Source organism: Kitasatospora sp. NPDC002227 (assembly GCF_040296285.1).
Lineage (GTDB): Bacteria > Actinomycetota > Actinomycetes > Streptomycetales > Streptomycetaceae > Kitasatospora.
Genome location: NZ_JBEOWY010000022.1, coordinates 43754 through 58519 on the forward strand (window position 1 = coordinate 43754; position 14766 = coordinate 58519).

Annotated in this window: 10 protein-coding genes; 4 read left to right on the forward strand and 6 right to left on the reverse strand. The window is 71.5% G+C overall.

What is annotated here, in order from left to right; genetic code table 11:
• Positions 1–39 precede the first annotated feature (39 nt).
• The gene (locus ABT095_RS20635; RefSeq protein WP_350530897.1) at positions 40–516 is read right to left on the reverse strand and encodes a phage holin family protein; all 477 of its coding nucleotides are present in this window, start codon (positions 514–516) and stop codon (positions 40–42) included.
• Positions 517–707: 191 nt separating this feature from the next.
• Complete coding sequence (gene nhaA / locus ABT095_RS20640; RefSeq protein ID WP_350530898.1) at positions 708–2003, reverse strand: Na+/H+ antiporter NhaA; 1296 nt, start codon at positions 2001–2003, stop codon at positions 708–710.
• 452 nt (positions 2004–2455) lie between these two features.
• Between nhaA and ABT095_RS20645 the strand changes: the two genes are divergently transcribed.
• Complete coding sequence (locus ABT095_RS20645; protein WP_350530899.1) at positions 2456–3520, forward strand: serine hydrolase domain-containing protein; 1065 nt, start codon at positions 2456–2458, stop codon at positions 3518–3520.
• A gap of 160 nt (positions 3521–3680) precedes the next feature.
• On the opposite strand, the gene acs is transcribed toward ABT095_RS20645, so the two are convergent.
• A complete protein-coding gene (acs, locus tag ABT095_RS20650) occupies positions 3681–5636 on the reverse strand; it encodes an acetate--CoA ligase (RefSeq protein WP_502884940.1) in 1956 nt (651 codons plus the stop codon).
• Between the two features lie 503 nt (positions 5637–6139).
• Here acs and ABT095_RS20655 point away from each other — a divergent pair.
• Positions 6140–6715: a hypothetical protein gene (locus ABT095_RS20655; protein WP_350530901.1), complete on the forward strand. Its 576-nt coding sequence runs from the start codon at positions 6140–6142 to the stop codon at positions 6713–6715.
• Between the two features lie 64 nt (positions 6716–6779).
• Here the strand turns inward: ABT095_RS20655 and ABT095_RS20660 are convergent, their stop codons facing one another.
• Positions 6780–9131, reverse strand: coding sequence for a SulP family inorganic anion transporter (locus ABT095_RS20660; RefSeq protein WP_350530902.1), 2352 nt, complete (start codon positions 9129–9131; stop codon positions 6780–6782).
• A 312-nt stretch (positions 9132–9443) separates the two neighbouring features.
• Positions 9444–10430: an ATP-binding protein gene (locus ABT095_RS20665; RefSeq protein WP_350530903.1), complete on the reverse strand. Its 987-nt coding sequence runs from the start codon at positions 10428–10430 to the stop codon at positions 9444–9446.
• A gap of 248 nt (positions 10431–10678) precedes the next feature.
• Between ABT095_RS20665 and ABT095_RS20670 the strand changes: the two genes are divergently transcribed.
• Positions 10679–11644 (forward strand): Fic family protein, encoded by a 966-nt coding sequence (locus ABT095_RS20670; protein ID WP_350530904.1) that lies wholly within the window; start codon positions 10679–10681, stop codon positions 11642–11644.
• A 301-nt stretch (positions 11645–11945) separates the two neighbouring features.
• Here ABT095_RS20670 and ABT095_RS20675 read toward each other — a convergent pair whose 3' ends face one another.
• A complete protein-coding gene (locus ABT095_RS20675; protein WP_350530955.1) occupies positions 11946–12824 on the reverse strand; it encodes an HAD family hydrolase in 879 nt (292 codons plus the stop codon).
• Positions 12825–13636: 812 nt separating this feature from the next.
• Between ABT095_RS20675 and ssd the strand changes: the two genes are divergently transcribed.
• Positions 13637–14755 (forward strand): septum site-determining protein Ssd, encoded by a 1119-nt coding sequence (ssd, locus tag ABT095_RS20680; RefSeq protein WP_350530905.1) that lies wholly within the window; start codon positions 13637–13639, stop codon positions 14753–14755.
• The last annotated feature ends 11 nt before the right edge of the window (positions 14756–14766 follow it).

Sequence of the window (14766 nt, forward strand, 5' to 3'; positions counted from 1 at the left end):
CTTGAGGCGGCTCACTTGAGGCGGCTCACTTGATGCGGCTCACTTGAGGCGGCCGAGGCCCCGGTCGATCTCCTCCTGGGTGGCGGGGCGGGGGCGGGCGTTCTTGAGTACCTCGGCCGTGGCCTGGGCCCCCTCGATGGTGCGGTGCGGCTTCTCGATCTTCTTGAACGAGCGGTACGCCAGCAGCCCGAGCAGCGCGGCCAGCGCGAGGTAGGCGCCGGCGACGATCAGGAACGACCAGCCGAGCGTCAGCCCGAGCGCCTGCAGCCCGTACGCGGCGGCGAAGCTCAGCATCGGGATGGCGGCCAGCGCCACCACACCGGCGACGATGACCGAGACACCGCCGGAGACGCCGCGCACGACGTCCGCCCGGATCTCGGCCTTGGCGAGCGCAATCTCGTCGTGCACCAGCGCGGAGAGATCGGAGGTCGCCGCGGCGAACAGCTGACCCACCGAACGCTCGCCCTCGTACGGCGCCCGGCCGTTGCTGGACGCGTCTGCGGTTCCTGTGGGCATCAGCAGTTCTCCTTCGGGTGATCTCTGCACGGGGCTCTGTACGGGGCTCTGCACGAGGCTCTGTACGGGTCGACAGCTCAGAATCATGCCCCTACCGGACAGTCAGGCACCACTCCGGGGCCATCCGGAGATGATGTGTCACCCGGGACGGCGCCTGACTCACGCGGTTCCAGCGGGCAGCTCACGCGGTTTCAGCGGGCGGGCTGCTGGTAGACGTCGGGGATGCCGTCGCCGTCCTCGTCGCGGTCCTCCTCCTCGCAGAGCCCGCGATAGTGCCTCTCCCGCAGGCGGAGCAGCACGGTGGCGACCAGCGCGCAGAGCACCGAGCCGACCAGCACCGCGGCCTTGGCCCGGTCGGCCAGGGTCGGGTCGTCGGGGAAGGCCAGCTCGCTGATCAGGAGCGAGACGGTGAAGCCGATCCCCGCGAGGGTGGAGACGGCGAACAGGTCGGCCCACTTGAGCTGGGGGTTGAGCTCGGCCCGGGTGAGCCGGGCGGTGAGCCTGGCCCCGCCGAAGATGCCGACCGTCTTGCCGACCAGCAGGCCCAGCATGATGCCCAGCGGGGTGGCCTGGGTGAACACGTCCTTCAGGGCCGCGCCCGAGATCGTCACCCCGGCGGCGAACAGTGCGAACACCGGCACCGCGAGGCCCGCCGACAGCGGCCGGACCAGGTGCTCGATGTGCTCGCCGGGCGAGTGCTTCTCGTCCCCCTCGGTGTGGCAGCGCAGCAGCAGGCCCATCGCGACCCCGGCGACCGTCGCGTGCACCCCGCTCTCATGCATCAGCGCCCAGATGACGAAGGCCAGCGGCACGTAGAGGTACCAGCCGTGCACCCCGCGCCGGTGCAGGAACCAGAACAGCACCAGACCGGCGAGCGAGAGGCCGAGCGCCCAGAACTTGATCCCCGAGCTGTAGAAGACGGCGATGATCAGGATGGCGATCAGGTCGTCCACCACCGCGAGGGTGAGCAGGAAGGCCCGCAGCGCGGAGGGCAGGTGGGTGCCCACCACGGCGAGCACGCCGAGTGCGAAGGCGATGTCCGTCGCGGTCGGGATGGCCCACCCGTTGGGGTGCCCGCCGGAGCCGCTGTTGACCAGGGCGAAGATGACCGCGGGCAACGCCACCCCGCAGACGGCGGCGACCACGGGCAGCAGAGCGGCACTCGGGCTGCGCAGCTCGCCGGCCACGAACTCCCGCTTGAGCTCGATGCCGGCCACGAAGAAGAAGATCGCCAGCAGCCCGTCCTTCGCCCAGGCCTCGAGGGGCAGATCGAGGTGGAGCGGGGCCGAGGGCCCGACCGTCCAGGTCAGGACGGACTCGTAGGCGTGCGGCCAGACGTTCGCCCAGACGAGTGCGAGGACCGCGGCGGCCAGCAGCAGGATGCCGCCGACGGTCTCGGTGCGGAGGGCGTTCGTGATGTACGTGCGCTCGGGGAGCGACAGCCGTCCGAGGAACTGGCGGCGCTCGGTGGGCGGCGGGGTGGCCACGAGTGGGACCTCCAAGGCGGGGAGCTGCAGGTGGATGCACGGGTGGTGCAGTGCCGACCAGACTTCCCGGCGCGCCTCAGGGTCTCTGCTGTTGTTGCGTCCTTAACAGTCTACGGGGCACAGAGGCGTGATATCCGGTTTGTGGCATTTTATGGCGAAAGGCCCGAGTGGGGTACGCGTCCGGTTGGCGCTCGTTCCTGCGCCGGTCGGTGCGCCGGTCGGTGCGCCGGTCGGTGCGCCCGTCCGTGCGCCCGTCCGTGCGCCCGTCCGTGCGCTCGCTCGGACGGCTTCGGTCGGATGCGGCTTCGGTGAGGCGTACCTATCGTCGGTGACACGTGCCGCCCCCAACCCCCTTCCGGCGGCACGGTCCTATGCGGAGGCAGCTCATGCCCAGTCAGCAAACCATCCACATACTGCCGGGAGGAGCGGGCGCTCACACCGCTCCTCCCGTGGTGTCACCGCCTCCCCCGACGCTCTCCCCGGAGCTGACCAAGCTCCTGCGGCCGCTGTTCAACAGCGCCGCGCCGGGTGGCGGGGTCGCGATCGCGGTGATCCGGGGGAACGAGCGGACGGTGGCCTGCCGGGGCTACTCGGACCAGGTGGGTGAGCGACCGGTCCGGGCGGACACCCGCTTCGAGCTCGGCTCCGTCACCAAGACCTTCACGGCGCTGCTGCTCGCGGAGATGGTCGCCCGGGGCGAGGTCCGGTATGACGATCCGATCGACCAGTACCTCCCGGCCGACACCCTCCCCGGCTACCCCCACGAACGGCCCATCACCCTGCTCCACCTGGCCACCCACACCTCCGGCCTGCCTCGGCTGCCGGTCGGCCTCACCCCGGCCGCGGTGCCGCGCTGGTTCACCAGCCCGTACGCGACCTTCAGCACCGCCCACCTGCTGCGCGCCCTGCCGCGCACACCGGTGCGCGGGGTGCCGGGCGGGCAGGTGCGGTACTCCAGCCTCGGCTGCGGGCTGCTCGGGCTGGTCCTGGAGAACGCGGCCGGACAGCGGTACGAGGAACTGCTGGCAAGCCGGGTCTGCGGACCGCTCGGGCTGATCGACACCTCCTGCGGACCGGGCCGCGAACCGGCCACCGGCTACCGGCGCGGCCGACGCGTCCCGTCCTTCCGCCTCCCGGCCCTGCCCGGAGCGGCGGCGTTGCGCTCGACTGCGGACGACATGCTGCGCTTCCTCCAGGCACACCTGTCGGTGGACGCGGTGCCGATCCCGGAGCAGTCGGGCTCGGCGGGCTCGCTCCGGGCGGCGCTGCGGGACGTCTCGCGGGCCCGGATCGAGCGGCGCCGGACCGGCGCCCGGATCTGCCTGATCTGGAACCAGCGCCCGCTGGAGGAGGGCGAGGTGGTCTACCAGTCCGGCTCGACCAAGGGCTTCTCGGCCTTCGCCGGCTTCAACCCGACCGCCCAGGTCGGTCTGGTCGCGATGGCGAGCACCATGCCGGGGCTGCGCCGCAGGTTCACCCAGACGGCGTACGACATGCTGCGGCGCCTGGCGACCTGACGGGGACTCGTCCGGGTGGCCGACGTCCGGGCCGACGAGATCCAGGCTGACGAGGTCCGGTGAACGAGGTCCGGGTGAACGAGGTCCGGTGAACGACGGCGCCGCCCTACCCCTGCGTGGGGAGGGCGGCGCCGTCTCGTTCGGTACGTCAGCCGGTGGGTCAGCCGCCGTTGCGGGCGGACGGCAGCTGGGACTGGATCAGGTTCATCACCGTCGAGTCCGCCAGGGTGGTGGTGTCACCGACCTCGCGGCCCTCGGCGATGTCGCGCAGCAGGCGGCGCATGATCTTGCCGGAGCGGGTCTTCGGGAGCTCGCTGACGACCTTGATCTGCTTGGGCTTGGCGATCGGGCCGAGGGTCTTGCCGACGTGGTTGCGCAGCTCGGCGACCAGCTCCTCGCTGTCGGTCGCGGTGCCGCGCAGGATGACGAAGGCGACGATGGCCTGGCCGGTAGTGGCGTCGGTGGCGCCGACAACGGCGGCCTCGGCCACGGCCGGGTGCCCGACCAGGGCGGACTCGACCTCGGTGGTGGAGATGTTGTGGCCCGAGACGAGCATGACGTCGTCGACCCGGCCGAGCAGCCAGATGTCGCCGTCCTCGTCCTTCTTGGCACCGTCACCGGCGAAGTAGCGGCCGGGGAAGCGGGACCAGTAGGTGTCGATGTAGCGCTGGTCGTCGCCCCAGATGGTGCGCAGCATGGACGGCCACGGCTCGGTGAGCACCAGGTAGCCGCCGGAGCCGTTGGGGACTTCGTTGGCCTCGTCGTCCACGACGGTGGCGACGATGCCGGGCAGCGCGCGCTGGGCGGAGCCGGGCTTGGTCTCGGTGACGCCCGGGAGCGGGCTGATCATCATCGCGCCGGTCTCGGTCTGCCACCAGGTGTCGACGATCGGGGTCTTCCCGGCACCGATGTGCTCGCGGTACCAGACCCACGCCTCGGGGTTGATCGGCTCGCCGACGCTGCCCAGTACCCGGAGGCTGGAGAGGTCGAACTTGGCCGGGATGTCGTCGCCCCACTTCATGAAGGTGCGGATCGCGGTGGGCGCCGTGTAGAGGATGGTGACCCCGTACTTCTGGATGACCTCCCAGAAGCGGCCCTGGTGCGGGGTGTCGGGGGTGCCCTCGTAGATGACCTGGGTGGCGCCGTTGGCCAGGGGGCCGTAGACGATGTACGAGTGGCCGGTGACCCAGCCGATGTCGGCGGTGCACCAGTACACGTCCGACTCGGGCTTGAGGTCGAAGACGGCGTGGTGGGTGTAGGCGGCCTGGGTGAGGTAGCCACCGGAGGTGTGCAGGATGCCCTTGGGCTTACCCGTGGTGCCGGAGGTGTAGAGGATGAACAGCGGGTGCTCGGCCTCGTGCGCCTCGGGGGTGTGCTCGGTGGACTGGCGGTCGGTGATCTCGTGCCACCACACGTCGCGGCCCTCGGTCCACGCGACGTCCTGGCCGGTGCGGCGGACCACGAGGACCTTCTCGACGCCGTCGACCTTGGTGAGGGCCTCGTCGATGGCGGGCTTGAGGGCGGAGGGCTTGCCGCGGCGGTAGCCGCCGTCGGCGGTGATGACCAGCTTGGCGTCGGCGTCCTCGATGCGCGAGGCGACGGCGTCGGCGGAGAAGCCGCCGAAGACCACGGAGTGGGTGGCGCCGATGCGGGCGCAGGCGAGCATTGCGACGACGGCCTCGGCGATCATCGGCAGGTAGATCGCGACCCGGTCGCCCTTGCTGACACCGAGCTCGAGGAGGGCGTTGGCGGCCTGGGAGACCTCGTCCTTGAGCTGGGCGTAGGTGATGGAGCGGCCGTCGCCCGGCTCACCCTCGAAGTGGATGGCGACGCGGTCGCCGTTGCCGGCCTCGACGTGGCGGTCGACGCAGTTGTAGGCCACGTTGAGCTTGCCGTCGGCGAACCACTTGGCGAACGGCGGGTTCGACCAGTCCAGCGTCTCGGTGGGCTCCACGGCCCAGCTGAGCCGGCGCGCCTGCTCGGCCCAGAAACCCAGACGGTCCTCCGACGCCTGCGCGTACGCCGCTGCGGTGACGTTGGCGGCGGCGGCCAGCTCCGCGGGCGGCGCGAAACGCCGCTCCTCCTTGAGCAGGTTGGCCAGGCTCTCGTTGCTCAACGCGCACTCCTCATGATTCTTCATCTGCCGGGTTGTCCCGTGCGTAGGGATTGTCCCGTGTGTCCCAGCGCACAGCTCACCAGGCCAACCACCATGTTGACAAGAGGCACCGGGGAATTGGTGTAGACCTTTGGTCGACCTGGGGAGCAGGCCGCCCCCGGGGCGGCCCGGGCGGTACCTGCCCGCTGTTCGGGCGAGCCATGCGTGGGCGCGGCGGACGGTACTGGGGTGACGCTTGAGCGGCTCCGTGGCGGCTCCGTGGCGGCTCCGTGGCGGCGCTGTGGGCGTGCTGAGGCCGTGCCGGGGACGCGCTGAGGGGCTGGCCGTCGCACCCCGACCATTGCAGGTGGAGCGCAGAGGAGCGCGGGGGAGCGCTCGCCTGCCCGAGCGCTGCCGGAAGCCTTGACGAGCCGTCTGCTCAGTACTCCACTGACAGCACGGGCCGTTGTGGTCCTCCGCGGCCCCCATCCGTCAGCGCACCACTCCTGCATGGGGGTGCAGCCATGCCCGGAACACCCGAAACCCCTCCAGTCCCCAATGCCACCGCCCTCCCCCTGTCACCGCTGCAGCCGCAGCCGCAGCCGCAGCCCGGCGACTTCGCCGTCGTCCGGATGGGCGGCACCGCCGGCCGCCTGATCCGCTTCGGACAGTGGCTCAACGGCGACGGATTCGCCGACTTCGAGCACGCCTTCGTCTACGTCGGTGACGGCGAGATCGTCGAGGGCGAACCCGGCGGCGCCTCGCTCGGCGATCTCGCCGGGTACGACGGCCGTCCGATGCTCTGGTCCACCGGACGCTTCGAGCTGACCGAGGACCAGCGGGAGGCCGTGGTGACGGCCGCCCGCGGGTACCTCGGTACCCCCTACAGCGTGATGGACTACTTCGCGCTGGCCACCCACCACCTCCATCTGCCGGTCAGCCCGCTGTTCAAGGGCTATGTCATGAGCAGCAAGCACATGATCTGCTCGCAGCTGGTCGACCAGTGCTACCGCGATGCCGGAGTGCAACTCTTCTCCGACCACCGCTGGCCCGGCTATGTGACACCGGGGGATCTGACCCGGCTCCTGACCAAGGGCTGACCCAGGACTGACCCGGGCTGGGCTGGGTCGGGGTCGGGGTCGGGCCGCCGTGGCGGACGGGGTGTCAGGCGGTCAGCTGCTCCGAGCCTTGGGGCTGCTCGACCGACACCGGTGAGAAGCGGCGGCTCTCGCGGTCCAGCACGTAGGCCTGGGCGGTGGCGAAGTCGAAGTACATGCCGACCAGTTGGAGGCTGCCCTCCTCGATGCGTCGCTCGACCGCCGGGTTGGCCATCAACTGGTCGAGCTGCTGTACGACGTTGGTGATGCAGAGCTGCTCCACCAGGTCGACCACCGGGCGCCCGTCGAACTCGGCGGGTGCTCGTTTGAGTCGGGCCAGTGCGCCGCGGCCGTTGCGGAGCCAGCGGGCGAGCGGGGTGGGCGGCCCAGGCACCTCGTGCACGCCGTCCAGCAGGGCCTTCATCGCGCCGCAGCCGGAGTGTCCGCAGATGGTGATGGAGCGGACCTGCAGCACCTCGACGGCGTACTGCACGGCGGCCGCCACCGAGTCGTCGGCGGCACCGGGCTCGTGCGGGGCGGGCACCAGGTTGCCCACGTTGCGGACGGTGAAGAGGTCTCCGGGGCCGCTGTTGGTGATCATGCTGGTGACCAGCCGGGAGTCGGCACAGGTCAGGAACAGCTGGGAGGGCGTCTGCCCTTCGCGGGAGAGCCGGGCCAGCTCCTGCCGGACCAGCGGAGCGGTGTGCTGCTGGAAGCCCCGGACTCCGTGGAGCAGGCGGACCTGCGGATCGTCCTCGCTCTGGTCGATGCAGTGGTGGCCGACCCACGGGGTCCAGGCCCGGCACCGGTGCGGACCGGGGGAGCTGCCGGAACGCACCGTGCCGTCCGGGTCGAGCACCTCCTCCTCGTGGCGCTCCGTCAGCATGGCGACCTTGCCGCCGCCGGCCTGGTGGCTCGTCCGCCAGCTGTGCAGCTGCTCGTAGGCCGCGTGGTCGAGGAAGGAGCCGTCGTGGCGGACCGTCACCCGGGTGCCGGCGGGGATCAGGGCGAGCGTCCGGTTCAGCCGGGGAACGGCGGCGAAGGTCAGCGGCCCGTGGGTGCGGACCTGGTACCCGCCGTCCTCCGTGACGAGCACGTCGACGTGGGCGCGGGTCAACCGGTAGAGCGCCAGCAGGACGGCGACCGAGCCGCCGACGGCCACCCCGAGCGGGACGCCCAGCAGGAACACCCCGAGGACGGTGGCGAGGTAGACGGGGAACTCACGGTGCCGGTGCACCCGGCGGATGTGGGCGAAGCTGACCATCTGCACGCCGACGACCAGGACGAGCGCGGCCAGCGCGGCCAGCGGGATGTGGCGCAGCCCGCCGGCCAGCAGCAGGGCGGCGAGCAGCACCCAGGCGCCGTGCAGGACGGCGGACCACCGGCCGGCCGCTCCGGCGCGCACGTTGGCGGTGCTGCGGACGGCACCGCCCGCGATCGGCAGCCCGCCGAGCAGGCCGGCCACCAGGTTTGCCACGCCCTGGCCGCGGAGCTCGCGGTCCAGGTCGCTCGAGCGGTGGGACATCCGGTCCACCGCGACGGAGGAGAGCAGCGACTCGACGCTGGCGACGGCGGTGACCGTGAGGACGGCGCCGAGCAGGGTGGGCCAGTGGTGGCCGAGCACGTCGAGCGCGGGGGGCGAGGCCAGGCCGTGCCGGGTCCAGGAGGGCAGCTCGACGTGGGCGAGGGTGAGCCCGAGGCCGACCGAGAGCGCGGTGCCCGTGGTGACGGCGACCAGCGCGGCGGGCACCCGGGCCAGCCGGGCGCTGATCAGCCCGGCCCGACCGGGCAGCCGGCCCAGACGCGGCCAGCCGCAGAGCACCACCACGGCCACGGCGCCGACCGTCAGGGCCGGGAGGTGGGGGCCGGAGAGCTGGTGCGGGAGGGCGATCAGATTGGCGAGCGCGGAGCTCTGCGGGGAGCCGCCGAGCACTACGTGGAGCTGGGCGATCGCGATGGTCAGCCCGACGCCCGCCAGCATGCCGTGGACGATCGCCGGGGAGACGGCGAGCGTGGTGCGGGCGACGCGCAGCGCGCCCAGCAGGAGCTGGCACAGCCCGGCCGCGACGGTCACCGCGCAGGTCACCTGCCAGCCGTACTGGGCGATCAGCCCGGCGGTGATCACGGTGAGCGCCGCCGAGGGCCCGCTCACCTGCAGCGGTGTGCCGCTCAGCGCTCCCGCGACCAGCCCGCCGACGGCGGCGGCCACCAGGCCGGCGGTGAGCGGCGCCCCGGTGGCGAGCGCGATGCCGAGGGAGAAAGGCACGGCGATCAGGAAGACCGCGACGGAGGCGGGCAAGTCCCGGGTGAGGACGGACCGCAGCGGGGACGGCGGGGAGGCGCCGACGGTCTCGGGACCCGGCGGCGCGTGGTCGGTGGTGTCGGAGGCGATGGGGGCGCTGGAGATGTCGAGAGTCATGGTGTTCCCGTCTGTCCGAAGAGGTCGGTGTGGCCGGCTTGGTCCGGCGCTCGGGCGGGGTGGATCGATGGGGTGGATCGGTGGAGCGGATCGGTGGAGCGGAGAGGCCACGCTCGGCCGGATCCTCAAGAGTCAGTAAACTGAGAGTAATGGAATCTTTGCACAGGGTGAGTTCGTGAGAATAGGGATGGAGCGACGATTCATCCCTACGGGTGGTAACCAAATCGCCTGGGAATAGACGAGGAGGGCCGGTCGCTCCCGCGTCTGGGAGCAGCCGGCCCTCCTGGGGCGCCGCGGGGGCGGCGGGGGCGGTCAGGCGTGGGCGGCGTCCAGTCGCTCCGCGCCGAGCACGAAGTCCTGGTCGACCTGGGTGGCCAGATCGATGCCCGTCTTGGCGTTGCCCCAGCTCTCCGCGTTGCGGAGGTGGAAGCTGACGGCCTGCTGGGTGTACCGCTCGGGGTCACGGGAGCCGTGGGCCAGGTCGGCCGCCGTCTTCAGCTGCTCCAGCACGGCCCGGTTGGCGGGCTCCAGGGTGTTCAGTGCGGGCTCCGCGCCCTGCTCGAGACGGCGGACCCAATCGGACTGGCCGAAGACGGTCAGCAGGTCCTCGCCCACCTCGCGCTGCAGGAAGGCGAGGTCCTCGGCGCTCTGCACCTTGTTGCCGACCACCCGCAGGTTCACGCCGAAGTCGCGGGCGTACTCCTTGTACTGGCGGTAGACCGAGACGCCCTTGCGGGTCGGCTCGGCGACCAGGAAGGTCAGGTCGAAGCGGGTGAACAGGCCGGAGGCGAAGGAGTCGGACCCGGCGGTCATGTCCGTCACCACGTACTCGTCCGGTCCGTCGAGCAGGTGGTTGAGCAGGAGCTCGACCGCGCCGACCTTGGAGTGGTAGCAGGCGACGCCCAGGTCCTCCTCGGCGAACGCGCCGGTGACCAGGAGCCTGACGGAGCCTTCGTCCAGGGCGATCGGCCGGGCGCAGGCGGCGTACACCGGGTTCTCCTCGACGATGCGCAGCAGCTGCGAACCCGGGCCGGGCGGGGTGGTCTTGATCATCTCCTCGGCGGAGCGGATCAAGGGGTTCTCGCCGCGCAGGTACTCCTTGATCTGGGGCAGGTGCGCGCCGAGCGAAGGCAGTGCCGCCGCCTGAGCGTCGGTCAGGCCGAGTGCCGGGCCCAGGTGCTGGTTGATATCGGCGTCCACGGCGATCACCGGCCGGCCGGCGGCGGCCAGGTGGCGGATGAACAGCGCGGACAGGGTGGTCTTCCCGCTGCCGCCCTTGCCGACGAAAGCGATCTTCATCTGAGTCTCCGGCTCTCTCTGGTGCCCGCTCTCGCCGCTGCCCGTCGGGCCCGGCGGCTCCGTGCTGTGGGCGATCTGGTGGCGGGGTGGAGCAAGCTGAGTCTGTTGGAAATCGTTATCGTCTCCGATAGCAGTCATGCTAACGGCGGTTTGGGGTGCCTCAGGGGCGGGAAGCCAAGATTGCCTCGAACGGGTGATGACGGGGTTGCTGTGTCGGGCGTGCCTGGGGAGTCATTACTCTCGGGTAGGTGAGCACTGGAACTGATCCCCTCGCCCCACTGGCGGAACTCCCCGGCGTGCCCGAGGCAGTCGCCGAAGTGCGCAAGGCCGTCGACCGCCTCTATGGCCACCGTGTGATGCGGCGCCGCGCTTCGGAGGTGACCTCCGAGTCCGCGCTGCGCGGGGCCCGGGCCTCCGCGGCGCTGGACGGCGCCGACTGGCCGCTGGAGGAGGTGCGGCGCCGCAGCGACTTCAGCGCCGATCCACAGGCGCGGACCCTCGGTGGCGCGCTCCGGATCTCGGCCGAGGCGGGGCAGCTGCTGAGCGTCTGGCGCCACTCTCCGCTGCAGGTCCTCGCACGGCTCCACCTGCTCGCGGTCGGGGACGCGGACCCGGCCGCGGGCCGGCCCCGTCGGGCCGGCGAGGGCGCCGCTGAACTGTTCCCCGTCGAGCTCGCGCCCGCGGAGGGCGTGGGGGTGGCCGGGGACGACGACCACGCCGGGCACGACGCTCATGCGGAGGGCGGGGAGCACGGGCTTTCGGCGCACGCCGGTGGCGGCCGCGAGGGTGCGGTGGATCCGCTCCCCGCCGCTCCGTCGGCCGAGGAGGTCGCGGCCCGGCTCGACCAGCTCTCCCGCCTGCTGGTGGAGCGGGTGGACGGCGGTCTGCGCGGCACGCCCGCGCTGGTGGTGTCGTCCGTGGTGCACGGGGAACTGCTGGCGCTGCGCCCGTTCGGCTCGCACAACGGGGTGGTGGCGCGGGCCGCGCAGCGGATCGTGCTGATCGCGGAGGGGCTGGACCCGAAGGCGATCTGCCCGGCCGAGGTGGGCTTCGTGGAGCTGGGGACGGCCGCGTACCGGGAGGCGCTGGCCGGTTACCTCAGCGGTACGGCCGAAGGGATGGCCGCCTGGATCGGCCACTGCGGCGCGGCGCTGCGGCTGGGCGTGCGGGAGAGCACTGCCGTCTGCGAGGCGATGCAGCGCGGGATGGTCTGACAGGCCGGACAGCAGATGCGGCGGCACCCGATGGAGCCTGGGTGCCGCCACTGGCACAGGTGCCGAGTTACCAAGCATGCACCGGTTAGTGCCCATCAGGCGGGGATCTCTGCCCGTTCACCTGGTGCGGCGGCCCGACAGCGGGTCGGCTGCATGTGGGTGCTCAGTTGTCTGTGCGTCGGTCCGTGGGGCCTGAACTGCGTTGTCGGTTTGACCTCTCTTGGGTCCTGACCGGGTCTCGCGGGCCGTAACTCATTTCTATCGCGGTTTCGGGGAAAGGGGAACCCGAAACGAGAACTCTTTACCTTTTGCCCGATTTGGCGGCTGCGGCCGGGAGTGCCACCACGGGCCGCCGCCGACGGGCCGCGTACCAGAGCACCCCGGCGGTCAGGACTGCGGTGCAGACGGCAACAGTGACCACCACCGACCGGCTGGGCGCGCCGAACTCGGGGATGCGGCGCCGCAGTTCGACCGGCTTGTCGAAGACCAGCACCGGCCACTCGCGGGCCACCGCCTCCTTGCGGAGCGCACGGTCGGGGTTGACCGCAGACGGGTGCCCCACGGCTTCGAGCAGCGGCAGGTCGGTGATCGAGTCACTGTAGGCGTAGCAGTCCGCGAGGACGTACCCCTCGGCCTCGGCCAGCTCCCGGATCGCCGCGGCCTTGTTCTCCGCGTAGGCGTAGTAGTCGATCTCGCCGGTGTAGCGGCCGTCCTCGATCTTGAGTCGCGTGGCGATCACCCGGTCGGCACCGAGCAGCGCGCCGATCGGCTCCACGACCTCGGAGCCCGAACTGCTGACGATGACCACGTCCCGCCCGGCCGCGTGGTGCTGCTCGATCAGGGAGGCGGCCTCGTCGTAGATGATCGGATCGATCAGGCCGTGCAGGGTCTCGGCGACGATCTCGCGGACCTGCTGGACGTTCCAGCCCCGGGTCAGCGCCGAGAGGTACTCCCGCATCTTCTCCATCTGGTCGTGGTCGGCTCCGCCCACGAGGAAGAGGAACTGCGCGTAGGCACTCTTCAGCACGGCCCGACGGTTGATCAGACCGCCTTGGTAGAACGGGCGGCTGAATGCCAGCGCACTCGACTTGGCGATGATCGTCTTGTCCAGATCGAAGAATGCGGCGGTCCGCGCTACTCCGAACGAGTGGTGTCCGGCGCGGGCGGGGGTGGGCGCGATGTCGTTCGACGCGGAACCGGGTGCTGAGTTCCCGTCGTGGTCCGCGATGTCGGCGTTCTCGGTGGTGTCCACGGGAACCGAGGATAGAGGGCGGCTCAGAACACCCCGCCATTCGGCGTACTCCTGTGCGCGCGGGTTTGTGTTTCTGGCCTCTCGGGTACACCATGGAAGTCACGGATCGTTCGCGACCGTGCTAACCCGGTCCGGCTCCTCCCCCCCGAGTCGGACCGTGGATAGACGACCCCCGCTCTCCCCCCCGGCGGGGGTCGTCGCATGTCCGGGGCCGTTTTTCAGGGGTTTTTGCAGGTCAACGGCCCCCGGTGGCCGATCGGGGCGCGCCGGGCGGCGCAGCCTGTGGGGCTCGCGGGGGTGATCGGCGTGGATCTCGGCGCCAGCGGATTCGTCACTCTGGGTGATCTCCTTTCGCGAGAATGAGACATGGCCCCGTGTCTTTGACCTGACAACTCGGAGTCATCCGCAGAAGCCCTTCCGAAGGATCTGACGGCCTCATTGCGGGATCTTCCGGGAAGTTGTCGAGCGTCACTGTTGTCGCTCTGTCATCAGCTGAAGGCATGCCGTCACCAACGTCAAATTATTTGCGCAAATGCCCCCGGTCGAGTGAACAGAGTTATCCACACCCCCGAGTTGTCCACAGGCGAACGGGTGAGGACTGACAGATTCCGGCTACGGGCCTCACCGTGGTGCCCGGACATCAGCCGTGCTCCTTCGGGCAGCCGGTCGGTGCCCTACCGGCGGGGGAGGCCCGGGCAACTGGGCTTCTCCCGGACAGCACCTCACCGGGGGAGACAGCCATGTCGACACCGATCACCGACCACCGCCCTACCGAGCGGGCCGGAGCCAGCGGCCCGCTGATCGTCACCGAGCACGGCGCGCTCGCCGAGCAGTTGCTGCGGCTGTGCGCGGCGGCCGGCGCGGAGCCGCACCTGACCACCGCCCCGCCCACCCGGGCGGAGTGGGAGGGCGCCCAGCTCGTTCTGGTGGGCGACGACCTCGCCGACCGTTGCGCCGGCCTGACCAGGCGGGCCGGAGTGCTCCTGCTCGGGCTCGACCTGGACGACTGCGACGTCTGGGTCCGAGCCGTCCAGCTCGGCGCCGAGCACGTGCTCTTCCTGCCCGACGCCCAGGCCTGGCTGCTCGACCGGATCGCCGACGCGGCCGAAGGTGTCGGCCCGCCGGCGCTGACCGTCGCCGTGCTCGGCGGCCGCGGCGGCGCCGGAGCCTCCACGCTCGCCTGCGCCATCGCCATCACCGCCGCCCGCCTCGGCCACCGGACGATGCTCGTCGACGGGGACCCGCTGGGCGGCGGCCTCGACATCCTGCTCGGTGGCGAGTCGGCCGGAGGCCTTCGCTGGCCCGACCTGACCGGCTCCCGGGGCCGGGTGAACGGCGTGGAGCTCGCCAAGGCCCTGCCGGAGCTGCACCATCTGACGGCACTCTCCTGGGATCGCGGCGACACCCTCGCCGTCCCGCCCGAGGCGATGCGCAGCGTGCTCGCCGCCGCCCGCCGCCGGGGCGGGCTGGTCGTCCTCGACCTGCCGCGCCATCTCGACTCCGCCGCCGGGCAGGCGCTCGAGCAGGCCGACACCGGTCTGCTGGTCGTCCCCGCCGAGCTGCGGGCGCTGGCCGCCGCCGACCGGGTGTCGGCCGCCGCCCGGATGCGGCTGGCGGACGTGCGGGCCGTGGTCCGGGTGCCCGGGCCGACCGGCCTGACGGGCCGGGAGATCGCCCGCAGCCTCGGGCTCAAGCTCGCCGGGGAGCTCCCGCCGGAGCCCGGCCTTGCGCTCGACGTGGAGCGCGGATCGCCGCCCGGTATCCGGGCCAAGGGCCCGCTGGCCCGCTTCAGCGACGGCTTCCTCACCGAGGTGATGCCGCCCGCACCCGTCCCGACCGTTGAAGGAGGCCAGCAGTGACGGACCGTCTG

What these genes read in the sequence shown, in the direction of transcription:
- ABT095_RS20635 (WP_350530897.1), bottom strand. Translation starts at nt 516, where the DNA reads ATGCCCACAGGAACCGCAGACGCGTCCAGCAACGGCCGGGCGCCGTAC.
- ABT095_RS20655 (WP_350530901.1), top strand. Translation starts at nt 6,140, where the DNA reads ATGCCCGGAACACCCGAAACCCCTCCAGTCCCCAATGCCACCGCCCTC.
- ABT095_RS20660 (WP_350530902.1), bottom strand. Translation starts at nt 9,131, where the DNA reads ATGACTCTCGACATCTCCAGCGCCCCCATCGCCTCCGACACCACCGAC.
- ABT095_RS20665 (WP_350530903.1), bottom strand. Translation starts at nt 10,430, where the DNA reads ATGAAGATCGCTTTCGTCGGCAAGGGCGGCAGCGGGAAGACCACCCTG.
- ssd (WP_350530905.1), top strand. Translation starts at nt 13,637, where the DNA reads ATGTCGACACCGATCACCGACCACCGCCCTACCGAGCGGGCCGGAGCC.